This is a genomic window from Actinoallomurus spadix (assembly GCF_024055725.1).
GTDB classification, from domain to species: Bacteria; Actinomycetota; Actinomycetes; order Streptosporangiales; family Streptosporangiaceae; genus Actinoallomurus; species Actinoallomurus spadix.
Genome location: NZ_JAMXMX010000041.1, coordinates 1 through 23,304, shown reverse-complemented (window position 1 = coordinate 23,304; position 23,304 = coordinate 1). Strand labels below are relative to the sequence as shown.

Annotated in this window: 18 protein-coding genes and 2 tRNA genes; 9 read left to right on the top strand and 11 right to left on the bottom strand. The window is 71.8% G+C overall.

All coding sequences use genetic code 11. From position 1 onward, the window contains the following. Positions 1–6 precede the first annotated feature (6 nt). Positions 7–1,149: an MFS transporter gene (locus NE235_RS35310; protein ID WP_252810926.1), complete on the bottom strand. Its 1,143-nt coding sequence runs from the start codon at positions 1,147–1,149 to the stop codon at positions 7–9. Positions 1,150–1,301: 152 nt separating this feature from the next. Here NE235_RS35310 and NE235_RS35305 point away from each other — a divergent pair. After that, positions 1,302–1,373, top strand: a tRNA-Gln gene (locus tag NE235_RS35305). Between the two features lie 170 nt (positions 1,374–1,543). Here the strand turns inward: NE235_RS35305 and NE235_RS35300 are convergent. Continuing rightward, positions 1,544–2,209 carry a response regulator transcription factor gene (locus NE235_RS35300; RefSeq protein ID WP_308206202.1) on the bottom strand — a complete coding sequence of 222 codons (666 nt, stop codon included), beginning with the start codon at positions 2,207–2,209 and terminating at the stop codon, positions 1,544–1,546. Then, positions 2,206–3,516: a sensor histidine kinase gene (locus NE235_RS38520; protein ID WP_252810922.1), complete on the bottom strand. Its 1,311-nt coding sequence runs from the start codon at positions 3,514–3,516 to the stop codon at positions 2,206–2,208. The genes NE235_RS35300 and NE235_RS38520 overlap by 4 nt, the downstream gene beginning before the upstream one ends. Positions 3,517–3,751: 235 nt before the next feature. Here NE235_RS38520 and NE235_RS35290 point away from each other — a divergent pair, with 235 nt between their 5' ends. Then, positions 3,752–4,939, top strand: a complete 1,188-nt coding sequence (locus NE235_RS35290) for a Clp protease N-terminal domain-containing protein (protein WP_252810920.1) — start codon at positions 3,752–3,754, stop codon at positions 4,937–4,939. A 145-nt stretch (positions 4,940–5,084) separates the two neighbouring features. On the opposite strand, the gene NE235_RS35285 is transcribed toward NE235_RS35290, so the two are convergent. From NE235_RS35285 to NE235_RS35275, 3 genes are read right to left on the bottom strand one after another with little or no spacing between them, the layout of a single operon-like run. Further along, complete coding sequence (locus NE235_RS35285; protein WP_252810911.1) at positions 5,085–7,868, bottom strand: alkaline phosphatase family protein; 2,784 nt, start codon at positions 7,866–7,868, stop codon at positions 5,085–5,087. Positions 7,869–7,871: 3 nt separating this feature from the next. Continuing rightward, positions 7,872–9,227, bottom strand: coding sequence for a hypothetical protein (locus NE235_RS35280; RefSeq protein WP_252810909.1), 1,356 nt, complete (start codon positions 9,225–9,227; stop codon positions 7,872–7,874). Beyond that, a complete protein-coding gene (locus NE235_RS35275; RefSeq protein WP_252810907.1) occupies positions 9,224–10,186 on the bottom strand; it encodes an ABC transporter ATP-binding protein in 963 nt (320 codons plus the stop codon). Before NE235_RS35275 ends, NE235_RS35280 begins: the two co-directional genes overlap by 4 nt. A 412-nt stretch (positions 10,187–10,598) precedes the next feature. Here NE235_RS35275 and NE235_RS35270 point away from each other — a divergent pair, with 412 nt between their 5' ends. Both NE235_RS35270 and NE235_RS35265 read left to right on the top strand, forming a co-directional pair. Then, positions 10,599–11,450, top strand: coding sequence for a patatin-like phospholipase family protein (locus NE235_RS35270; protein WP_252810906.1), 852 nt, complete (start codon positions 10,599–10,601; stop codon positions 11,448–11,450). Positions 11,451–11,498: 48 nt separating this feature from the next. Next, entirely contained in the window at positions 11,499–12,437 is a 939-nt protein-coding gene (locus NE235_RS35265; RefSeq protein WP_252810904.1) for a 1-acyl-sn-glycerol-3-phosphate acyltransferase, read from the top strand. A gap of 55 nt (positions 12,438–12,492) precedes the next feature. Here the strand turns inward: NE235_RS35265 and NE235_RS35260 are convergent, their stop codons facing one another. Then, the gene (locus NE235_RS35260; protein WP_252810902.1) at positions 12,493–12,840 is read right to left on the bottom strand and encodes a hypothetical protein; all 348 of its coding nucleotides are present in this window, start codon (positions 12,838–12,840) and stop codon (positions 12,493–12,495) included. 346 nt (positions 12,841–13,186) lie between these two features. Continuing rightward, a complete protein-coding gene (locus NE235_RS35255; RefSeq protein WP_252810900.1) occupies positions 13,187–14,017 on the bottom strand; it encodes a class I SAM-dependent methyltransferase in 831 nt (276 codons plus the stop codon). A 63-nt stretch (positions 14,018–14,080) separates the two neighbouring features. Between NE235_RS35255 and NE235_RS35250 the strand changes: the two genes are divergently transcribed. Then, positions 14,081–14,680 carry a TetR/AcrR family transcriptional regulator gene (locus NE235_RS35250; protein WP_252810898.1) on the top strand — a complete coding sequence of 200 codons (600 nt, stop codon included), beginning with the start codon at positions 14,081–14,083 and terminating at the stop codon, positions 14,678–14,680. A gap of 119 nt (positions 14,681–14,799) precedes the next feature. Here the strand turns inward: NE235_RS35250 and NE235_RS35245 are convergent, their stop codons facing one another. Next, entirely contained in the window at positions 14,800–15,255 is a 456-nt protein-coding gene (locus NE235_RS35245) for a peptidoglycan-binding domain-containing protein (RefSeq protein ID WP_252810896.1), read from the bottom strand. A 203-nt stretch (positions 15,256–15,458) separates the two neighbouring features. Here NE235_RS35245 and NE235_RS35240 point away from each other — a divergent pair, with 203 nt between their 5' ends. Beyond that, entirely contained in the window at positions 15,459–17,018 is a 1,560-nt protein-coding gene (locus NE235_RS35240) for a DUF4132 domain-containing protein (RefSeq protein WP_252810894.1), read from the top strand. 231 nt (positions 17,019–17,249) lie between these two features. Further along, positions 17,250–17,322, top strand: a tRNA-Glu gene (locus tag NE235_RS35235). A gap of 135 nt (positions 17,323–17,457) precedes the next feature. On the opposite strand, the gene NE235_RS35230 is transcribed toward NE235_RS35235, so the two are convergent. Beyond that, entirely contained in the window at positions 17,458–20,955 is a 3,498-nt protein-coding gene (locus tag NE235_RS35230) for an AfsR/SARP family transcriptional regulator (RefSeq protein WP_252810892.1), read from the bottom strand. Positions 20,956–21,050: 95 nt separating this feature from the next. Between NE235_RS35230 and NE235_RS35225 the strand changes: the two genes are divergently transcribed. Then, positions 21,051–22,079: a DUF2332 domain-containing protein gene (locus NE235_RS35225; protein WP_252810890.1), complete on the top strand. Its 1,029-nt coding sequence runs from the start codon at positions 21,051–21,053 to the stop codon at positions 22,077–22,079. A gap of 99 nt (positions 22,080–22,178) precedes the next feature. Here NE235_RS35225 and NE235_RS35220 read toward each other — a convergent pair whose 3' ends face one another. Further along, positions 22,179–22,682, bottom strand: a complete 504-nt coding sequence (locus NE235_RS35220) for an ATP-binding protein (protein WP_252810888.1) — start codon at positions 22,680–22,682, stop codon at positions 22,179–22,181. 206 nt (positions 22,683–22,888) lie between these two features. Between NE235_RS35220 and NE235_RS35215 the strand changes: the two genes are divergently transcribed. Further along, positions 22,889–23,125 (top strand): DUF397 domain-containing protein, encoded by a 237-nt coding sequence (locus NE235_RS35215; RefSeq protein WP_252810885.1) that lies wholly within the window; start codon positions 22,889–22,891, stop codon positions 23,123–23,125. Positions 23,126–23,304: the final 179 nt, after the last annotated feature.

The window sequence follows — 23,304 nt, the reverse complement described above, 5'->3', positions numbered from 1 at the left end:
ATGCGGTCACCTGCGGGACGTCAGCGTGCGGGCCACCAGGGCGGCCAGCAGCACCGGGACGATCAAGTACGCCGTGCGCAGGCTCACCGTGTCGGACAGCCGCGCGAGGAGGAAGGGGGCGCCGCCGATCGCCAGCCCGGACGCCATCGCCGCCCGCGCCGCCGCCTTGTCCGGAGCGTGCGGCCAGGCGGCGACCGTACGGCTCACCGTGGTCGGGTAGAGCAGCGCGACGCCCAGCCCGGCCACGGCCAGCCCGACACCCGCCAGGGGCAGCGTCGGAGCGGCCCAGAACAGCGCGAACCCTGCCGCGGCGACGGCCGTGCAGCCCAGCAGCAGCGCCCGGTGACCGTGTACGCGCCGGGTGACTGGAACGGCGAGGGACCGGCCGGTGGCCATGCCGACCAGGAACAGCGCCGCGACCGCGGGGGCCAGGCCCGACGACGCGTGATGCCAGTCACCGACCGCGGAGGCCGCCCAGAAGACCATGCAGAACTCGACGCTGACCGCGAGCAGCACCTCGATCCACGGACCGACCAACGCCGTTCTGGAGCCCGCTGGCGCGTCGTCGGGAACGTCGGCGGCGTCCGGCATTGGTACGTTCCAGGAGAGCAGCGCGACGATCGCCATGAGCACCAGCGGAGCCACCAGATAGCCGGCCCGCCAGCCGAGACCGGCGGCGAGCGCCCCGGCCACCGCCAGCGGCGCCAGCACCGACACGGCACTCGCCAGCCCGTTCGCCTCGCCGACCGCGGCCGCCGGAGCATGCGGGTGCAGCGCGCCCAGCAGCGCGGGGACCAGCTGGACGAGCAGCGCCCCGCCGACCCCGAGGAGCAGTGCGCCCACCAGGGTCAGGGACCGCACCGGCGTGGCCAGCAGCAGCCCGCCCGCGATCATGCAGGTGACCGAGAGACGGAGCGTCATGACCCGGCCGACGCGGCCGACCAGCGGACCGCCCACCAGTCCGATCAGGAGGAGCCCCGCCGCGAACAGCGTGGGGTAGAAGGCCACCTGCGCCCGGTTCACCCCGAGGTCGTCCTGCAGCGGCGCCAGCACCGCCCCCATGCCGTTGAGCAGGTAGCTCATGCAGCTCAGCACGGCGTACAGCACCCAGGTCGCGGTGTCGCGCGTCAACCCGCCCGTTCGATCCACGAGCGGAGACTATCCGTGCCGGGGCACGCCGGAACATAGCGGATATTCCGCCCCCGCCGAGATCACTCGCCGGCGCCGGATCGCGTTCGCGAGCACCGCGAAGGTCCGCTAGACTTCCTGAGGCGCTGGAGATCGGAAGATCCGCAGGCCAGTGGGGTATGGTGTAATCGGCAGCACGACTGATTCTGGTTCAGTTAGTCTAGGTTCGAGTCCTGGTACCCCAGCAAGTACCTGAGCAGGGCGGGAGTCTCACGGAGACCCCGCCCCTCGTGTTCTCTGGAGCCCGTAGAGCTCCCCGGTTATCGGCGACCATATGTCGGCGGGCCGACATATCACCTGTGAGTTCTGGCTCTCCTCTGGTACGGCGGCCGAGGGTGGGCGGAACCGTGTCGGCTCATGGGCCCGCTGGTAGACCGGCGTCATGGGCCAGAATGGCGGCTTGGACTCGGTTGGCGCAGCCGACCTTGGCGAGTATGCGGCTGATGTGAGCCTTTACAGTGCCTGTGCTCATGTGGAGTTGCTGGGCGATCTCCGCGTTCGACAGGCCGGCGGTGACCAGGCGGAGTACGTCGCGTTCGGTGTCGGTGAGCTGCTCGATTCGGCGTTTGGCCGGTTCGGCGTCCTTGGAGTCGGAAAGCAGGTGGCGTTCGATCAGCCGGCGGGTGATCTGAGGGGCCAAGATCGACTCGCCGGTGGCGGCCACGCGTACGGCTCGGATCAGCTCGGTGGGGCCGGTGTCCTTGAGCAGGAAACCTACGGCGCCGGCTCGGAGGGCCTGGGCGACGTTGTGGTCGTCGCCGAAGGCGGTGAGCATGGCGATGTTGGTCTTGGGGGATTCGCGGGCGATCCCCGGAATGGCCGCGAGGCCGTCGCCGCCGGGCATGTGGACGTCCAGCAGGGCGACGTCGATCTCGTGTTCCCGGCAGGCTTGGACGGCGGAGGGGCCGTCGGCTACCTCGGCCACGACCTCGATGTCGTCGGCGTTATCCAGGATGAGGCGGATACCGGCTCGCATGAGCGTTTCGTCATCGGCGATCAGGGTCCGGATCACCCGCGTCATTGTAGGGCTCGCATGATGATCATCGTGGCCGTGCCGACAGCGACCGGAACGAGTACCAGCAACCCGAGGCATCCGGCACCCAGGGCTCGGGGCAGCGTGAGCACCTCGTCATCGAGCGGCCTGGGCCGTTCGGGTACCTCGCGCGGCATCGCAGGGTCGGGGGGCAGGGGGACGGGCGGGCGGAGAGGGAGGTCGGCTGTGACCAGGAATCCGCCCTCGGGCGTGGGACCGGCGGTGAAGGCGCCGTGGAGCAGAGCGATCCGTTCGTCCAGGCCGACCAGTCCCTGGCGGGTGCCCGGGAGCCGTTGGGGCGTGCCCGGTACCGGGCCGTTGATCACGCGTACGCGGACACGGCCGGCGTCGTTGGTGACTTCGACCCTGGTCCGTGCTGTCCGGGCGTGCTTGTGGACATTGGTCAGGCCTTCGCGGACGACGCGGTGAACGGCGTGGCGCGTCCGCGGGTCCGCGTCGCTGAGGTCCCCGCCGGACCACGCCAGGTCGACGTCGATACCGGCCCGTCGGGACTCGGTCACGAGATCGGCGATATCGGTGCGGGTTCCGCTGCGTTCGCCGGCGATTTCGGAAGGACCCTCCATGGGGTCACGGAGAACCTGGAGGATCTCGCGCAGTTCCGCAATCGCCGTCCCCGCCGTGGTGCGCAGAAGCTCCGCCTGGCCGCTCACCTGGGGGGCCTCTTGGGCGACGGTGATTTCCAAGGCTCCGGCGTGCAGCGATATCAGGGTGAGCCGGTGTCCGAGCATGTCGTGCATTTCGGCGGCGATGCGTGCGCGTTCCTTCATGCGCGCCTTTTCCCCGGTGAGCACCTGCGCCCGCTCCAGGTACTCGTTGCGCTCCCGCAGCAATCGGACCAGCGGACGGCGTCGTCCCATCAGGCTCCCGGCCCACGCCGGTAGGAGGAGGAGAAGTACGGCGCTCAGCGCGTAATCGGCGAGCGTCTCGCCGAGTCCGTACGAGGCGGTCGTCTCCACCACCACGCTGAGGGGAAGGCCGGCACCCACGGCCGCCAGCACCATCGACCACCGGCGCCGGGCGGGACTGATGCGCCGTGCCGTCGAGTACGCGATGACGGGCAGGACCGCCAACGCCCCGATATCGGTGCCGGCGATCACCGGCACCGTGGCCAGCAGAGTTCCGGCCGGCCAGCGTTTGCGGGCGGGAACCAGCAGTGCCGCCCAGAACGCGCTCGCAGCGGTGGCGATCACGTGGCGCGGCGACGGCGGTGACATCCAGAGCGGCAAGAATCCGATGGCGAGCGTCATCAGGAACATCGCCAGTTCGCCGACCACCACATGAGGCGCCGCAGAGCGGACGGCGGCCCGCGCCTGTTCCGCCTCACGGGCGACGGCCGTGCGGACGGAGCGAGCCCGTTCGACCAGGGGGGAAATCTGCGGACACCTCACTTTCGGCCGTGCACATGGCTCCTTGAACGCCGATCGGCTCGCTCATCATGGCCGATCGGCCATGGAGTCCGGATGATCGGCAGATGTCCCGGCACAAGGTGCGTTCCTAGGCTTCATCGTAGTGATCAACGAAGGGGACCGCATGATGAACGCATTGAGAACCGATACCACCGACGCCTCCCGCGAGGTCGTGGAGTCGCTGGCCCGGGCGTATGAGAAGGCCGCCGAGACCGGCCGGACCGTGGGTACCCAGCATCTGCTCTTCGCGCTCCTCAAGGGCGAATCCGCGGCAGCGGAACTGTTGTCTCGCAGCAACGGCGGGCTGAGGGCGGTCATCTCGGCCAAGGACGACAGGGTCTGGCTCTGGCTGAGCGGGGACGATGGCAGGAATGACCCGCCGGCCGCGCCCGCGGTCACGGCACTGTTGCACGAGGCCGCGTGGGTGGCTCGCCGGACGGCGAAGCCGCGTGACGAGTCGGCGTCGCCGGAGGACCAGCCCATGGTGCCGAGCGAAGCGCTGGCCGCCGCGCTCGGTCAGATGCTCATGTGCGCTCACGAATTCGGCGTCAGCTGGGCGAACGAGACCCACATGCTCATGGGACTGCTGCACGATCCCGGTAACCGGGCAAGTGAGGCACTGCTCGAACGGCGGCTGGATCGGGACGAACTCATCGCCAGGCTCGCCGTGCATCCGAGCGCGCGCCAGGACGGCGCACCGAACATGCGCAGCGTCGACGGGCTGCGCAACCTGGGCGTGCTCGACAAACCCGCGGGGAGAGGGTGGGGAGGCCGCATCGTCAGGCGACTCACCAGCGGTGGCTTCGGGACGCCTGTCGTGCCCACGGTGCGCATGGAAGCCGAGCGCCAGGCCATCCGGCTCGGACATTCCCGCGTGACGACCGCGCATCTGCTCCTCGCCATGCTCGTCGTGGACGACCAGGTCACCACCGCCGGCCACCGGTTCCGCGACGGGGTGGCCCAGGTCAACACGGGTGCTGAACTGCTGCGTACGCGAGGAGCAACAGCATCCGCCATGTTCGACGCGGTCGCCGACCTGATTCGGGCGGACGACGCGGTCGCCGACCTGATCCGGACGGGCGACGGGCCGCAGGCGGATTCACTCGCCCTGGACAACGGTGCCGGGAAGGCGTTGACCCGCGCACGCCTGCTCGCCCATGAGCGCAAGAGCCCGTCCACCGGTACGACGCACCTGCTGGCCGCGGTCCTGGCGGACCCTGACGACCCGTGCCACTCGCTCCTGTCCGCCATAGGTGTGGACGTCGAGGAACTCCGCCAGGCACTCGGGTGACCACTCCCGATTTGAGCGTGGTCGGTGCGACCCCGTGAAAAGTAGCTGCGGGCAACGGACCACTGGCCCCGGCTGCGAACAGGCGGGACGGCGGACGGCCCGCCGGGGGTGCCGGCGGGCCGTCGCGCGAGAGGTTCGGTCGGGGTCAGTTGGAGTCCGGGCCCGGCAGGTAGCCGCCGGGGACCTGGTCGGGGGTGTAGATCTTGTCCTCGCCCGGGTACGGGGTGCTCCAGTTGTGCACCTTGTACCAGGTGAGGTGGCTCATGAGCCGGGGGTTGGCGATGTCGGGGATGGCGTGCGGACCGGTCAGCTGCTGCTTCTGCTGCCAGGCGGTCCAGAGCTCGGCGGTGTGCCGCATGCCGGCCGGGACCGTGGACGCCACCGTGCGGGCGCGGGCCGCCGCGGCGGCGCTCATTCCGGCCGGGACGTCGTTACCGCAGGTGGGCGGGGTTGCCAGGCCGTCGGTGAGGGAGACCTGGTTGGGCTGCGCCGTGAAGGGCTCGTAGTCGGGCTTGGCGGTGAAGGCCGTGTCCATCGGGGTGGCGGCGCTGTCCTTCTGGTTCATCGGGTGGATCCCGAGGATCTGCTCGATGGTGCGGATCACGGTGATCTGCGTGTAGTAGCGGCTGTCCACGGTGCCGTGCTGGGCCCAGGGGCTGATGATCTGCACGGGGCCGTGCGCGCCGTCGACGTGGTCGACGCCGTTCTGGGTGTCGTCCTCGATCACGAAGATCGCGGAGTCCTTCCAGTACTTGCTGTGCGAGATGGTGTCGACGATCTTGCCGACGGCGAGGTCGTTGTCGGCGACCTGGGAGATCGGGCTCGGCGCTCCACCGGTGTGGTCGCTGGAGAGCCAGAACATGTTGAGGTTGGCCGGGCCGTTCTTCTCGAAGTCGCGCTTCCAGATCTCGTACCGGTAGAGGTCCGGGATGTTCTCGTCGAACTTCGGGTAGTCGTGCACGGTGACGGCGTTGAGCGACGGGATCGGCGACTCGGTGTCCGTCTTCAGGGTGGTGTCCTGCCCGGTCGCGGCCATGTTCCTCGCGTCGCAGTAGAAGCTCTGCCACGTCGCGCCGGCCGGGACGGTCTCGAACTGGTTGAACTCCCCGAAGTTGCGCACGGTCTTGCCGGCGTCCTGCGCGCCGGTCCAGATGAAGCCGGAGCGCTGGTGGCCGAGCGCGTCGTCCTCGGTGTCGTAGCTGCGCTCGTACTCGCCGGCGGTGGACTCGGTGTACTCCGGGTCATCGGCCTGCATCAGCCAGTTGTGGCCTTCGGCGGAGTTGGTGCCGATGTCGTAGGTGTTGTCGTACAGGCCGAACTGACGGGCGAGGGCGTGCTGGTTCGGCGTGACCTTCTGGCCGAACTGCGCCAGCGTCGGGTCGCCGTTGCCGCGCGAGTCGTCACCGAACACCTGGTCGTACGAGCGGTTCTCCTTGACCAGCAGGAAGACGTGCTTGATGGTCGACGGGTCACCGAGGCGCTTGGGGACGGGCACGGCCTTGCGGGACTTGCCCTGGCTCTCCCGGACGTTGTGCTTGGTCCAGCCGTTCTGCGCGAAGACCGTGGCCGTGGTCTTGGTGATCGCCCGGTCGGCCGGCAGCTTGAACCGGAGCAGCGAGCCGGTCGAGTCGTGGGTGTTGTGGCCCGTGGCCGGTGTGGTGCCGGGGCCCTTGTCGATGGTGCGCGTCGGGCCGCGTTCACCGATGCCGCGGGTGTTCGTGACGATCACGTCGTCTCCGACGGTGGTCACGTCCTCCGGGTAGTAGTCCGTCGGGAGGAGGCCGACGTAGCTGACCGGCTCCTGCGGGCTGGTGTAGTGGTAGACGGCGACCGCGTTGGCCCGGCCGAGGGTGACCAGCAGGTGACCGTCCTTGGTCAGGGTCACGCCGTCCGGGGCGTACCCGACCTTGGCCTCAGGCCACGGCTGGGTCGCGATCGTCTGGACGACCTTGTCCTTGGCCGTGTCGATGACGGAGACCTGGTCGCCGAACGTGTCGGTGACGAAGAGCGCGCCGCGGGCGGCGTGCATCGCGGTGGGGTGCAGGCCGACGTCGATGGAGGCGACCGAGGCGGCCGGGTCGGCGACGTCGATCACGCTGACGGTGCCGGTGGTCGTCGCCGCCGTCTTCGGGTCGGCGGGCACGTCGGTGCCGTAGGAGTTGATCGTCGTGTCGCCGGGCTTGGCCTGGCGGCCGCCCTCGTTGCTGACGTAGAGCTTGTTGCCGACCAGCGCCAGGCCGCGCGGGGCGATGCCCACGTTCCAGTTCTGCTGGATCGTTCCAGTCGCGGCGTCCATCGCCACGACGCGGTTCTGACCGTTGACGGCGGCGTACACGGTCTTGCCGTCTGCGGAGAAGACCGCCTGGGCCGGTATCGCGTGCTTGGAGCCCTGCGCGGCGATCTTGATGGTCGTCGGCTTGGCCAGGGTGCCGTCGGCGTTCACCGGGAAGCGGCTGAAACCGTCGAGCTGGGGCAGCCAGAGGGTCGTGCCGTCGGGGGAGTAGGCCGGCCCCTCCTGCCCGACGCTGTTGCTGGAGATGCGCAGCCCGGCGGTCGAGGCGGTGCCGGCCTGCTGCAGCACCTTGTAGTTCTTCAGGTCGACGATGGTCAGCGCGATCGACCGGTCGTTGGTGAGGGCGGCGAGGAACCGGCCGTCCGGGCTGACCGACGAGGCGAGCAGCTTGCCGTTGTCGACGAGCAGGCGGTCGCCGATCGGGTTGAGGACCTGGTCGCTGGCGAGCTGCAGACCCGCGTCGGTGGAGGAGCCGACGTGGTTGCCGCCGAAGATGTCGGTGGAGGCGTACGCGATGCTCCCGCCGACGAAGGCGAGAGCCGCGGTTCCGGCCGCCACCACACGGAGGCGGCGGCCGGTGCGTCGGCCGAAGAGCCCAAGCGGGGCCTTCGTGACGCGCTGGCGGGTGACGTGCATGAATCAGTCCTTCGAAACGCGTGACAGCAGGTCGACGTTCCCGTCGAACTGCCACAAGGGGTTAGGCGCGTCCCCGGTCGGGGTGCGCACCTGGAAGAAGCCGTTCACCTCCTTCGGCCCGTCTCCGTCGGCGACGTACCGCCCATCCGCGGTGACGTCGAGCTGGTAGATGGCGGTGCCCACCGCGGTCGCGCCGGGCAGATGCCAGGACACGACGCACCGCCAGTCGTTGCCGGGTCCCTCATCGGAGACCCGGGAGCCGCCCTTGTCGCAGGCGGCGGTGGCCCGCAGCTGGGCCTCGGTGACGTCGGGACGATGGAGCTCCCGCGTCTGCATCCGGTAGAGATGGGCGTACGCCGTGGCGAGCGAGCCCTCGACCTTGGTCCGTTCGATCCCGGAGCCTCCGGCCGAGGTCGTCCCGGTGACGACCGCGAAGGTGAGGACGACCAGGGCGGTGAGCGGCAGCGCGCCCGCCACGAGGAGGCGCCGGCCCGACCCCTCGTACGTCAGGTCGGTGAAGTCGCGGCGCAGGAACAGGTGGTACGCCGACGCGGTCGCGACGACCGCCCACGTCAGGCTCACCACGAGGCCGATGAGGAGGGGGCCGGTCTGCGCCGGGCCGGTGAAGAGCCCCCGCCAGGCGAGGAAGGCGTGGCTCGGCAGCGCCAGCCGTACGGCGACCGGCAGCGGAAGCAGCTGCGCGAGCTGCAGCGTGAAGGCCAGGAGCGCAGGCAGCAGCAGTCCCATCGTGGAACGGCCCAGGGCCACCGAACCGAGCAGGCCGATCGCGGCGAACGCCAGTGTCGGCGCCAGCACGCAGGCCCACGCGAGCAGCACCGTGCCGGCCGCGTCCCCTGGGGCGAGGAGATGGCCGTCCAGGCCGACGAGCGGCCGGTCGCCGACCGCGGCCAGGCCACCCGCGATGCTCGATCCGGCCAGGCCCGCCACCAGCAGCAGGAGCACGGTGAGGCCGGCGAGGGCCTTGGTGACGAAGATCCGCCTCGGCGAGCGGACGGCCACGAGGAGGTGACGCCAGGTGCCCAGCCGGTCCTCGGCCGCGAAGACGTCGCCGGCGACCAGCGCCGTCAGCAGCGGAAGCGCCCAGCTGCGCGAGAAGTCCAGCACGACCAGCGACCCCGCCCAGCCGGTCGCGTGCATCCAGCGGCCGAAGACCGTGTCGGCGGGCAGCGCGCTCTGCAGGCTCACCGCCGCCACGAAGCCGGCCGGGGCGAGCCAGCAGGCGAGCAGCAGTACGCGGATCCGCCACTGGGAGAGCAGCTTGACCAGCTCGAACCGGTAGCCGCGCAGCACCGGCGCCGGCCGCGCCTCGACCGGAGGGGGCGTGATGGTCTCCGTCATGATCCGTCCTCCTCCTCGGTGGGTCCGGTACCGGTCAGGGCCAGGAACGCGGCCTCGAGCGGCGCCACCACGGGCGCCAGCTCGCGTACGGCCACCTCGGCCCGTACGAGCCGCACCACCAGGTCCTCGATGGCGGGCACGGCCCCGCGGACGACGAGCACGTCCGCGTCCGGCCGCCGGTCCCGGGCGGGGCCGGGCGGGACGCGGAGCCCCGGCGTGTCCAGCGCCACCCGGCGGGCGGCCGCCGTGTCGGAGGTGAGCAGCCGGTAGTCGAGTTCGCCGCTCTCGGCGGCGAGCTTGCTCACCGGCCCGGAGAAGACGACCCGCCCGGTGGCCAGGACGGTGACCTCGGAGCACAGGACGGCGAGGTCGTCCATCCGGTGGCTGGAGAGGACCACCGCGGTCCCGTCCGCGGCCAGCCCGGTGATGACGCGGTGCACGTGGTGTTTGCCGGCGGGGTCGAGGCCGTTGGCCGGCTCGTCGAGGACGAGCAGCCGCGGCCGGGTGAGCAGCGCGGCGGCCAGCCCGAGTCGCTGGCGCATGCCGAGCGAGAAGCCCCGGATGCGGTCGTCGGCGACGTCGGTGAGCCCGACCTGCTCGAGGGCGTCGTCGACGGCGGCGGCCCGGCCGGCGTCGTACCCGCGCAGGGCCGCCAGGGCCGACAGGTTCTGCCGCGCGGTGAGGGACGGGTAGAGCCCGGGCCCGTCCACGAAGCCCGCGACGCCGTCGGGGACGGCGAGCGTCCGGCCGACCGGCGTGCCCAGGATCTCGAGCTCACCGCCGTCCGCGACCGCCAGGCCCAGCAGCAGGCCGAGGAGCGTCGTCTTGCCCGCGCCGTTCGGGCCGACGAGGCCGTGGACCTGCCCGGCCGTCACGTCGAGGTCGACGCCGTCGAGTGCGACGACGTCCCCGAAGGACTTCCTGAGCCCGCGACCCCGAACTGCGGGGCTCTCGTGCATAGCGCTCTCCTTCCGCATGATCTTCAGCAAAAGGAGCGTCTCCCTCGGCTTGATCTTCGGCAAGAGGACGCTAAGGATCGCGGTTGGCCAGGGGAGGACGGGCAATGAAACGTTTGGCAAATCCCGGCAAACCCGTCGATACGGTGCAACCTGGCGGTCGTCCGGTCACACTCGTCGAAACGGGGCCGCCGGTGCCGGCCGGCCGTAGGGAGTCGGGGGCACCGCACTGGTCGGCCCTACGGGGGCGGAGCGTCGGTCGGCCGTACGGGGGCGGGGGCGCTGGTCGGCCGGCGAGATCGGCCGGCGGCGGCATGCCCGCCTGCCGCCGATGGTCGTCAATGGCCTCGATCGGGGTAAGAGGGGCTCGCCGTCGTCTTTCGACGCTGACCGTGGCCTTTCGACGGGAGACGCTGTGAATGATGCCAAGACCGCGTTCGTCCTGGGTGGCGGCGGGCTGCTGGGCGCCCATGAGGTCGGGATGCTGCGAGCGCTCACGGAGGCGGGCATCCGGCCGGACCTGATCGTCGGGACCTCGGTCGGTGCCTTCAACGGGGCGTTCGTGGCGGCGGACCCGGAGAACGCCGCCGACCTGCTCGCCGAGGCGTGGCAGCGCGAGGGGGCGGGCTCGGTGTTCGCCGGCTCGTTCCTCAGCCGCGTGTCCACGCTGATCCGGTCCGGCACGCACCTGCACTCGACCGAGCTGCTGGCGACCGCGCTGAACGCGCTGATTCCCGCTGACCGGATCGAGGACCTGGCCGTGCCGTTCCACTGCGTCGCCGCCAACATCGAACGCGCCGAGGCGCGGTGGTTCACCCGCGGCCCGCTCGTCCCGGCGGTGCTGGCGTCCTGCGCCGTCCCCGGCGTCCTCCCGCCGGTCCGCATCGGCGACGAGCACTTCTACGACGGCGGCCTGGTCCACAGCATCCCCGTCGGCCGCGCGCTGCGGGAAGGGGCGCGGACGGTGTACGTCCTGCAGGTCGGCCGCGTCGAGAAGCCGCTCACCGCGCCGACCAGACCCTGGCAGGTCGGGCTGGTGGCCTTTGAGATCGCCCGGCGGCACCGGTTCGCCGAGGAGATGGCCGAACTGCCCGGCGACGTCACGGTCCACGTCCTGCCCACCGGGTCGAACGGCCAGAGCGCGGGCCTGTCCCAGCTCCGCTACCGCGACGCCTCACGGGTCGAGGTGAACATCGAGCGGGCGTACGCGGCCAGCCGCGCGTACCTGTCCGAGCTGCCGGACCTGCCGAAACCGTCGGGTCGCTGACCTCCGGTGCTCCCCCCGCGGCTCGTCAGGCGCCTGGTCCTGACCCCTATGCTGTTCGCGGTCGCGATCGCGGCGGTGGCGGCCTCGCCGCTACTGCTCCTCATCGGCGCCGTGGCCGCGCGCCACCGCCACCGGTTCCTGCGGATCGTGGTCATCGCGGTCTGCTGGCTCGCCCTCGAGTGCGTCGTGCTCACGGCGTGCCTGGGCCTGTGGGTGGCCGGCGGATCCCCCGAGACCAAACGGGCGCGGCACTACGCGCTGTGCGGGTGGTTCCTCACGCGCGTTCACGCCGTCGCGGCCCGGATGCTGGGGCTCGTGGTCGAGATCCAGGAGCCGCTGGGCGTGGCTCCCGGCCGGCCGGTGATCGTGCTCAGCCGGCACGGCGGGCCGGGGGACTCCCTGCTGATCGTGCACTACCTGCTCAACGTGTACGCGCGGCGGCCCCGCATCGTCATGAAGGCCGCCCTGCAGCTCGATCCCTCGGCCGACGTGCTGCTCAACCGGTTGCCCAACGCGTTCGTGCCGGACGGCTCCGCGCCGCGCGAGGGCGTCGTCGACGAGATCGGCCGCCTGGCGGCCGGGGCCGGCCCCGAGGACGCGCTGCTGATCTTCCCCGAGGGCGGGAACTTCACGCCGCGGCGCCGTGTGCGCGCGATCCGCCGGCTGCGCCGGCAGGGCCGCCGGGACGCGGCCGAACGCGCTCGGAACATGGCCAACGTCCTACCGCCGCGTCCGGCCGGCTCGCTCGCGGCGATCGACGCCGCGCCGGACGCCGACGTCGTCTTCGTCGCCCACACGGGGGTCGACGACCTTCTGACCGTCGGGGACATCTGGCGGACGATCCCGCTCGACCGGCCGCTGCGCGCGCGGTGGTGGCGGGTGCCGCGCGAGGAGATCCCCCAGGACGGCCGGGAGCAGTGGCTGTTCGACTGGTGGGAGACGATCGACACCTGGATCGCGGACAACCGCCCGCGCTCCGCCGTATGACGGGCCATGGCCCGGTCCGCGATCGCGAGACGGGCCATGGCCACGGCAGGAGACGTCAGAACTCGAACGTGGTCGGGTCCGGAGCGTCGTCGTTGAAGTAAATCGTGGCGACGGCCAGCCACTGGCCGTTGACCAACCGGTAGCCCACAGCCTCATCGTTGGCGATACCGCTGACCGGCATGACCCAGCACTTGGCCGGCGACACGCCCGACGTAATGACCGGCGACTCGATCCATCCGCGGTACGGGAACGCCACATACTCGGAGACCGGGCTGGGGATATTTCCGTGATTGTTGCAGAATTGGAAATAATTGCTACTCGCGTGCGCCGCCGGAGCGACCAGAGTAGACGCGGCCAGCCCCGCCGCGGTCAGGCCCAGCAGCGCCTTGATACGAGTCGCCATGAGAGTTCTCCTTGGAATCGAGCATTACTTTCAGGTCGCCGAGCGGTCGGCACTACGACTGGAGCGAGTCGCAGCGCATGAGCACTGCAGGGGAAGACCACAGATGGAGATCAGACCGGTTGAACCGATGTGGTCGATGTCGCGCGACCCGCGCCGGGACGAGTGCATGTCCACACCTTCGCACACCATCTGCTTTCCGTGATCTCCTCCACTGTACGGATGTTTCCAGTCATGGACTTAGGCAATCAGCCTACGAACAGTCCCGCCCGACTAGGCAACTTGCGTAGATATCGAGCAGAATTTCAGCGACGTCGGAACGGTTCAGGGCGGACGGGCTAGGGCCGGCTCAGGGGGTGTCGTCGGTTCGCTTCGCGACGATCGCCATGGTGGTGTACGGCATCGTGAAGGCGCCGCCGAGCGCGTCGATGGCGGCGCCGACGCCGGCCAGCACCTCCGCCACCTTGTCCGGCGCCAGCCGGGTCAGCGGGCCTTGGGTGGGCAACTGGTCCAGCCACTCATCACGGGTGTAGGTGCGCTCCCAGTCGAATCGCCACTGCTCCACCTCACCGAACCCGCCCGCCTCGCGGATCCCGTCGGCGACCCTGCCGATGATCGTCTGGTAGGCGGCCGAGGCCGATCGCGCCGCCCGCAGGTCGAATGGCGAGTCGGGGGCGACCCGCGCGTACACCGTGGCGAAGGCCTCGGCCACCTCGGCCGGGAGGTCGGGCGTGTGCCAGAAGGCGGCGAGCAGCCCGCCGGGGCGCAGCGCCTGAGCCGCCTTCGCCGCTCCCGCGACCGGGTCGATCCAGTGCCAGGCGGTCCCGGCGACGACCGCGTCGAACAGCCGCCCGGCGGGGTCCCACGTCTCCAGCGCCGCGACCTCGACCTCCATCCCGCCGCGCCGCGCGAACTCGGCCATCCGCGGGTCGGGCTCGACGCCCAGGACCGTGCACCCGGCGGCCTGGAACTGCCGGGCCGCGATGCCGGTGCCGCAGCCGACGTCGAGAACGTCGCGTCCGGGAGCGGCGGTCACGATCCGCTCCACCAGGGCGTCGGGATAGCGGGGACGGGTCCGGTCGTAGCGTTCGGTGTCCACGCCGAACGACTCTGCGTACTCTCGGGCCTCATGGGGGCGGCGGCGCTCAGGAGGCGTCCGCTCCGAAGGTAGTGTGGGCATGTGCCCACTATGAGTGGGCACATGCCCACTCGTCAACCGTGGCAGAGAGAGGCGGGATGTGCGGTGCCGACAGGAGTGGCCCTCCGCGACGTTCGCGAGCAGCTGTTCGGCGCCGCCGAGCGCATCCTGCTGCGAGACGGGCCGAGCGCGCTGACCAGCCGGGCGGTCACCACCGAGGCGGGCTGCGCCAAGGGGGTGCTCCACCGGCACTTCGCCGACTTCGACGCGTTCCTCGCCGAACTCGTTCTCGACCGGGCCGGCCGGATGGACGCTCAGGCCGCCACCCTGCGCGACTTCGCCGGGAACGGCACGGTCGTCGGCAACCTCGCCGAGACGCTCACCGAGCTGTTCGGGTCGGTCGCCGTGGCCATCGTTGCCCTCGTCACCTTCCGCGACGAGCTGCGTGCCCGGCTGCGTGAGACCTGGCCGGTCGGCGTCCCGATCCTGACGGAGGCCGTGACCATGATCGTCGCCTATCTCGCCGCGGAGCGTGATCTCGGCCGCATCGCCGCCGACGCCGAGGTCGACGTGCTCGCGCCCACCCTGATCGGTGCCGGGCACCTGCTCTTCGCGGACCGGAAGGGCGCCCCCCCGGAGCCCGAAGCCGTCGAGAAGGTGGTGACCACGGTCATCGCCGGCGTCCTCCGCCCCCCGTCGAGCTGACGGTCCCCCCGACCGCCCCGGACCGGAACGCGGGCCCCGGTGGGTGCGGCGCACGCGAACGGCCACACGACCAGCGGTCGTGCGGCCGTCCTGTGCCCGGTGTCCGCCGGGCCGCGTGGTCAGCTCCCGGGACGGGAGATGAGCTGTCTCCAGGTCGCCGGGCCCACGATCCCGTCGACCATCAGCCCCACCCGCTCCTGGAAGCGTCGCGTGGCGGTGTCGGTGTCCGGGCCGAAGATTCCGTCGACCTGAGCGGCGGTCTTCAGGTCACCGTGCTTGAGCAGCTCCGTCTGGGCCGCCTTGACGTACTCGCCCTGGGAGCCCTCGCGCACGGTGGCGCCGATCGTGGTTCCGTCGGTCAGCCTCTGCCAGGTCGCCGGGCCGACGACCCCGTCCACGGGCAGCCCCGCGACGCTCTGGAAGCCGCGGACGACGCTGTCCGTGGCCGGTCCGAACACCCCGTCGGCCGCGAGCGTGCGCCACTGGTCACGGGCGCCGCGCAGCAGGTACTGCAGCGCCGTGACGTTCGGTCCCGTGCCGCCCTGCCGTAGGACCGGCCATGCCGGTTCGGTCATGCGATCCACCTCCCCATGGTGGTCGCCCCGCGTTCTGCGGGGACATAGGGGAGACGCCCGCCTGACCCGGAGAGTTTCCGTCGGTCAATGCCGAGTCGCCGTTCGGCCAGCCGTTCCTGGCGCTTCCGGAAGTACGCGGCCGGGCCGCTCGAACCAGGCCGGGAGCGCGCGATTCTGTCGTTGCCGGATGCCAAGATCGGCCCATGTCGCCGCGAACGCTCAGGTCCGTCCTCTCCGCTCCCCTGGAAGGTCACGCTCCGGAATCCGAAGGTGACAGGCCGGCCCCGACCCTCCGGATCGTCCCGGCGGAAGAGGCGCTGGCCGGGCGGCTCGGCCGCACCACCCGTCGGGCGCTGGACCTGATCCGGGAGCAGAGCCATGACTCCCGCCCGGCTCCCGACCACTGGGAACGGCTCGCGGACTCGGCGTACGCCGGGTTCGCGCGGACGGCGTTGGAGGCCGCGGCCGCCCGGGCCGCCGCGATCCAGGCGGGAGACATCCGCTACGCCGCCGACAAGGCGTTCACGGCCGAGGAGATCGCGGTGCTCGGCCGGGCCTGCCGGGTCGCCCTCCTCCGTGACGAGCCGTGGCTGCCGGAGCTGCTGGAGCGGCTCCTGCCGGCGATCGCGGTCGCGCCCACCCCGGCCCGTACGCTCCCCTCGCAGGCGCTGCTCTTCGAGCTGGCCCGGTCGGCGCAGGAGTTCCCCACGCCCGAGGCGGCCGCCGCGCTGCGTGCCGTCCGTGGCGTCGTCCGCCACGCCGGAGTGCCCAAGCAGCTCGACCGCGCCCTGAAACGGATCGACGCCGCGCTGAGCGAACGCCCCGAGGTCGCGTTCCGGCTGCCCGACCTCGGGTTCGGGCCGGACGGCGTGCACCGCGCCCCGTTCGGCGAGTACGAGGCGCGGATCACGGTCGGTGACGACGTGATGCTGACCTGGCACCGTCAGGATGGGCGGGAGCTGCGCGGCATGCCCGCCGCGATCCGGCGCGACCGGCCCGAACGCCTGACGGAGCTGCGCGCGCTTCTCAAGAGGACCCGCGCCCACCTCACCACGCTCACCCGTGCCCTGGAGGCCACGCTGCTCGCCGAGGCCGGGCAGCCGTACGGCCGGTGGCGCGCGGAGCAGGCAGAGCACCCGATCGGCCGTCCCCTCACCGAACGCCTGCTCTGGGAGGTCGAGGTCGCTCCCGGGCAGTGGCGCTCCGGTCTGCCGGTCGAGGGCGGGCGGCGCTTCATCGACGCCGCCGGTGAGCCGTGGGCCGTGGCGGACGAGGACGCGCCGATCCGGCTGTGGCACCCGGCCCGCGCCGTGCCCGAGGAGATCCGCGCCTGGCGCGGCCACCTGACCGAGCGGCGGATCCGGCAGCCGTTCCCTCAGGTGTTCCGGGAGATCTACCCGCTCGGTCCGGCCGAGCGGAAGACACGCTCGTACTCCGGCCGGTTCGCCGGGCGCGGCGTGCGCTTCCGGCAGGTCTACGCGCTCATGAAGGCCCGCGGCTGGGAGCCCGCCATGCTCGGCCCCTGGGACGGCGGGCACGAAGGGGTGGCGACGCGCGTGATCGCCGGCCGCGGCTGGCGAGGGCGCCTGTTCCTGGAGTACGCCGACCCCGCGCGGCAGGAGGACCTCGCCATCACCGGGCAGGTCAGGTTCGAGCGGCGCACGGAGGACGGGTGGCGTGCGGCGGTGCTGGAGGAGGTGCCGCCGGTCGTCTTCAGCGAGCTGATGCGCGACGTGGACCTGTTCATCGGCGCCGGAGGCTGATGCCGGTCCGTCTGGTTTGGCGTCGATGTGATCACCCGGTAGAGTTAGGGACGTCGCCAGGCGGGAACGGACCGCTCCGGACCGGCCAAGCGACAGGGTCCTTCGGGTCACACCGAAAGCGGCCCGCTTCTCATGTAGGGCCCGGGTTCACCGAAACTCGGTTCGTACAAGGGGAGAACGTCCGCTAAGCTGGGCGTCGCCCGCTCGGGAGACCGAGTGAGCGAAACACGAGGTCCCGTCGTCTAGTGGCCTAGGACGCCGCCCTCTCAAGGCGGTAACGCCGGTTCAAATCCGGTCGGGACTACGCAGGTTGAAGACCTGGTCACCCTAGGGTGACCAGGTCTTCGTCGTTTTCGCGGCGCGGCCCGCCGCGCGAGACGCTCAGGCGCCCCCCACCGGTCGCGGACGCGCTGAGATGCCGCCCACCCGCGCGAGGCGCTCAGGCGTCGCCGGTCATGGCGGCGAGCAGCGCGACGATCTCGTCCGGTGACATCGCAGCGCCGCGGTCCCGGGCGGCGCCGAACGCCTCCGCGCCGATGAGCTCCCGCCCCCGGGCCGCGACCCGGGCGACGTCGGGATCACCTGCCAGGGACAGACCGCGCAGCGCGGCCCCGGCCCCGAGGAGGAGGGCGGCAGGCTCGCCCTCACCGCGCAGCGTCAGCGGCCCGGCCAGGGCCTCCGCGGCATGGGACAGGATCCGGGAGTCCCTCTCGGGGAGGCCGGTGGCGACCGCCCGACGGCACCACGCCTCGGCCTCGGCCACGTCACCTGCCGCCTCAGCGACCCGGCCGATCCCGATCAGCGCCATCGCCCGGGAGTGGCGGACGATGAACGCCTCCGCCGAGCACCGGCTGAGCGCGGTCTCGAACCGGCGACGCGCCTCCGCCAGGTCGCCGCGCAGCCGGGCGACCTCTCCCAGGCCGATGAGCGTCTCCGCGACCTTCTCCACGCCACCCGACCGGCGGGCGAGGACATGGGCCCGCTCGTAGCATTCTTCCGCGCCGTCGAGGTCACCGAGCCGGATCAGCATCTCGCCGCGCAACTGCGAGCAGTCCGCCATGTCCTCGGCGGAGTCGAGCCGCCGGACATGCTCGTACGCCTCGTCGAGCAGCGCACGGGCCGTGTCCCAGTCACCGCGCCACACGGCGAGGCGCGCGCGTTCCCCCAGCATCGCCGACAGTCCCCAGCGATCACCGAACGCGCGGAAACCCGCCTCTCCCCGCGCGAACTCGTTCTCGGCCCCGGCGAGGTCACCGGCGAGGAGATGGCGGTACCCGTAGCCGAAGTGGCGAAGGGCCCGGGACCACGGGTCCCGGCCCATGCGCGCCTCCTGAAGGTCGAGGTTGGCCGTGGACGGCCCGGCGTTGATCGCCCACAGGAGGGTCGACATCGGCCGCAGCGCCGGCCGGTCCGAGCCGAGGTCCGCCATGATCGAGTCGATCCGGCGCCGGTAGTCCTCCAGGGCCGGATCGTCGCCCCCGCCGTGCAACGCGAGCATGACGCACAGGGCGTACTCCTCCGCCGATCCGGCCGGCGGTGCGTCGCCGACCAGGGCGAGCAGTTCGGTGGCCACCGAGGCGCCCTCACTGCGCAGCCCGCGCAGCCACCAGTACGCCGACATCGCCGCCAGCATCCGCAGCCCTCGGGCGTGGTCGGCGTGCACCAGCAGCCGAAGGGCCGCCAGCAGGTTGCCGCGCTCGGCGTTCAGACGGGCCAGCCACTCCAGCTGCTCGGCCCGGCGCAGGTGGGGTTCGGCCGTCTCCGCCAGCTCGAGGAAGTACGCGGCGTGCGCCGCGCGTACGCGTTCGGCCTCGCCGGCCTCGGCCAACCGCTCGGCGCAGAACTCACGGATCGTGTCGAGCATGCGGTACCGCCCGCCGTCGCTCTCGACGAAGGACTTGTCGGCGAGGTCGGTGAGCAGGTCCTCGGCCTCGTCCTCGGCGAGGCCGCAGACCCGCGCCACGCCCTCCGGCGTGGCACCGCCCGCGAACACGGTCAGCCGCCGGGCGACCAGGCGTTCGTCCGCGCCGAGCAGGTCCCAGCTCCACTGAACGACGGCCCGCAGGGTGCGGTGGCGGGGAGCCTTGGTCCGGTCGCCCCGTGACAGCAGCCGGAACCGGTCGTACGGCGCGGTGAGATCGCCCGGCGCCCCGGAGCCGGCGCCGCCCCCGGCCGCTCTCGATCCGGCTCCTCCAAGCGCGGCTCCTCCGGCCCCGGCTCGTCCGAATCCGGCGTCTCCGGTCTCGGCTGCTCCGGTGCCGGCGGCTCCGAGGCGGGCCGCGACCTCCTCGACGGTCAGCGTGCGCAGCCGGGCGGCGGCCAGCTCGATCGCGAGCGGCAGCCCGTCGAGCACGTCACAGACGCGCGCTATCGCGGCGACGGTGGCGGCGTCGAGTGCCAGACCGGGTCGTACGGCGGCCGCCCGGTCGGCGAACAGCCGCACGGCCGGATAGGCGAGCGCGTCCGCCGGACTCACGTCGGGCGCCGGCGCGGCGAGCGGAGGCAGGGGGCACATCGCCTCGCCGGTGATGCCGAGGGCCTCCCTGCTGGTCGCCAGCACCCGCAGGCCGGGACAGGCGCCGAGCAGCCGGTGCACGAGCGTGGCCGCCTCGCCGATCACATGCTCGCAGTTGTCCAGGATCAGCAGGAGGTCGCGGTCGATGAGAGCCTCGACGAGCCGCGCCACCGGGTCGGACTGCGCGCCGACGGGAACGGCCATCAGACCGGCCTCACGGACACCCAGGGCGTCGATGACCGCCTGGGCCACCGCGCCGTCCGGGCCCGTGCCGTCCTCCGGGCGGCGTTCGACCGCGGCGAGGTCGACGAACCGGACCTCGCCCCGTGCCCGACCGCCCGCCTCGACCGCCAGGCGGGTCTTGCCGGTCCCACCCGGACCGACGAGGGTGACGAGACGCTCGGCCGCCAGCAGCCCGCCGATCCGGGCCAGTTCGTCCTGACGCCCGACGAAGCTGGTGAGCTGGGCGGTCAGCCCACCGTGGGCTGCGGGCCCTCCGTGGGCGGCGGCCCTTTCGCCGGCGGCGGGCCCTTCATCGGCGGTCGGTGATCTGTGGGGAGCGGAGTCCGCGCGGGACGCCGGTTGTTCGAAGGCCGGCGGTTCTTCAGAAGATCCTGGCTCAACGTGGACGGCCGGGGCCGGTGGCCGTTTCCGGGGCGGAGTGGCCGTCAGGGACGGATCGGCCCGGAGAATGGCGAGGTGCACCTGGACGAGCTCGGGTGAGGGGTCGGCACCGAGCTGATCGGCGAGCGTGCGCCGCGCGTCCTCGAACACCGAGAGCGCCTCGGCCTGCCGGCCGGCGCCGTACAGGGCGCGCATGAGCAGACCGCGCAGGCGTTCCCGCAGCGGATGGGCGGCGACCAGGTCCCGGAGCCCGATCACCAGGTCGCGGTGGCCGCCCAGGGCGAGCCGAGCCTCGGCGTGGTCCTCGAAGGCCTCGAGCCGCAGGTCCTCGAGCCGGGCGGCCTGCGTCTCGGCGAACGGCGCGGCGGACACGTCGGCCAGCGCCGGCCCGCGCCACAGGTCGAGGCCCTCGCGCAGGAGCACGGCGGCACGGCTCGGATCACCCGCGGCCAGGGCGCGCCGGCCCTCCCGGGTCAGCCGTTCGAAGCAGAGGGCGTCGACCTGGCCGGGGTCGACCGCGAGACGGTACCCGGCAGGGTGGAACTCGACCAGGTCCCGTGACCCGTCGGCGGTGCCGAGACCGCGCCGCAGCCGGGACACCTGGGATTGCAGGGCGTTCGCCGCGCCTGCCGGGGGCCGCGCGCCGTACAGGCCGTCGATCAGGCGCTCGGCGGTCACCACGCGGCCCGCGTTGAGGAGGAGCAGGGCCAGCAGAGAGCGTACGCGCGGCCCTCCGACCGAGACGGGGGATCCATCGGAGGCGCGGATCTCCATCGGGCCGAGGACGCGGAATCGCATGCCCCGATTGTCGCGGATCATCAGGCCGACGGCGCGCGCCATAGTGATCAAAATCAGTGTTGACCGGTATCGGCGAGGATGGCCAGCATCCCCGTATGCACGACGATGATCTGGCCCGGCTCTTCGAGGCGTCCCCGTCCATGTTCGCCACGTCGCCGCTTTACGGCCGCCTCGGCGCGGTGGTCGCGGCGGACGAGCGGCTGCTGGCGATCGCGGCGGAGGCCCGTCCTGGCCAGCTCCCCTCCAATCTGCTGTTCGCCGCAGTGCACTATCTGCTGCTCCGCGATCCGTCACACGAACTGGCGGCCTGGTACCGCACGGCCGGAGCGGCGCGGGAGCCGCAAGGCGATCCCGGCCCTGCGTTCACCGACTTCTGCCTCACCCGGCGAGCGGACCTCGTCGCGCTGATGCACGACCGCCTCGTGCAGACGAATGTCGTGAAGCGGGCGACGGTCCTCCGGCTCGGCCTCGCCCTCGTCGCCCGCCTGACCGACGAGCCCGTCACGCTGATCGAGGTGGGGTGCAGCGCGGGTCTGCTGCTGCGGTTCGACGAGTACCGCTACGACCTCGGCGGCCGGACGTGGGGGAGTCCCGCCTCACCGGTCGAGATCCGTACCCGGTGGCAGGGGGCGGCGCAGGCACCGGACCTGGGCCCGCTGCCGGTCATCGCCGACCGGGTGGGCGTCGACCTGCATCCCGTCGATGTCACCGACCCGGACGAGCGGCTCTGGCTGCGTGCGCTGATCTGGCCGGAGAACCGCGCCCAGGCCGACCTGCAGGACGCGGCGCTGCGCGTCGTCGCCGCCGATCCGCCGAGGACCGTCACCGGCGACGCCGTGGAGGTGCTTCCGCGGCTCGTCGCGGAGGTTCCCGGCGACACGCCGGTGGTCGTGTTCCACGCCGCGACCCGCCTGCACGTCGCGGCGGACCGGCGTCCCCGGTTCGACGACGCGATCAAGGCCGTGGGGCGGACGCACCGGCTGTTCCATCTGTCCCTGGAGGCGGCGCCGGATCTCGGTCCGGTCGCCTTCGCGCTGCGCCTGCGGCACGGCGACGGCCCCGAACGGCTCGTGGCCGTCGCCGACGGCCACGCCGAGTGGATCACCGATCCGGCGGACCGGTGACAGTGGACTGTTGAGACGGCGGACTGGTCGTGGAAGGAACGGTCGTAGAAGGAATGGTCCTTGTAGCAGCGCCGGCCGTGGTCGAGGGAGCGCCTCGGTTCAGACGATGGAGAACGCGGCCCAGACGGCCTTGCCGCCGCCCAGCAGGGGAGTCCAGCCCCAGGCCCTGCTGATGGCGTCGATGATGTGCAGGCCTCGCCCGGTCTCGGCGACGAAGTCGGGCTCCCGCATCGCCGGGGCCCGGTCCGCCGGGTCGGTGACCATGCACACCAGGTGGCAGCGGTAGCGGACGAGGACGAGCCGGAGGGCCTCCTCGGCGTCGGCTCCGCAGCGCAGGCCGTGACGGATCGCGTTGGTCACGAGTTCCGACACGACCACGGACGCGTCGTCGTAGAACCGCGCCAGGCTCCACTCCGCCAGGGTCGTCTTCGTGACGTGCCGGGCGATCTTCGGCGACTCGGCCTCCGCGGGCAGGTTCCGGGCGGCCACCCATGGGCGCTCGGGAACCTGATGCGGGGGGTTGTCGAGACGCGTCAGCCAGTCATCCCAACCTCGGTGCGCGAGGGGGATACCGGTGGTCTCGCGGAGCGGAGACTTGGTCATTGGCGAACCCTGGGGGAAGTCGTGTTCGTCGCGAGGCGCCCGGTGCGCCGCTTCCGCTATCTTGCTCCTCAAGTCGTGCATATGCAAGCACGCTTGCACACTCAGATGCACGTGCATTTGAGTGTGCAAGATGGAGGGGGAGCGGCGCCCGGCCGGCGCCATCAGGCGCGACCGGGCATTCTCGACAGCGGCCAGGAGGGGCGAGGATGTATCAGGCCTACAACGGAATGTCGGCGTCGCTGCTGCGCGAGGTCAGCTGGCTCAAGAGCCGTGCCAGCAACCCGAGCGGCAACTGCGTCGAGCTGGCGGAGCTGCCGGACGGCGCCATCGCGGTACGGAACTCGCGCTTCCCCGACGGGCCGGCGCTGCTGTACACCCGCGCCGAGATCGACGCCTTCATCAGGGGAGCCAAGGACGGGGAGTTCGACCACATGGTCTCCTAACGCAACGGTGGTCCCACGGCGTCACACGCTCCTCTGAGAGGACGTGTGCCACATGGACCTGCCCACTTTGCAATCGATGCCTCCGGTGGGACACTGGGCGGATTCCGGTGTCCTGAGGGGAGCACATGATCGGTTCTGCGCCTGATGGCGAGACTGCCGTGAGCAGCATGTTCGGTCAT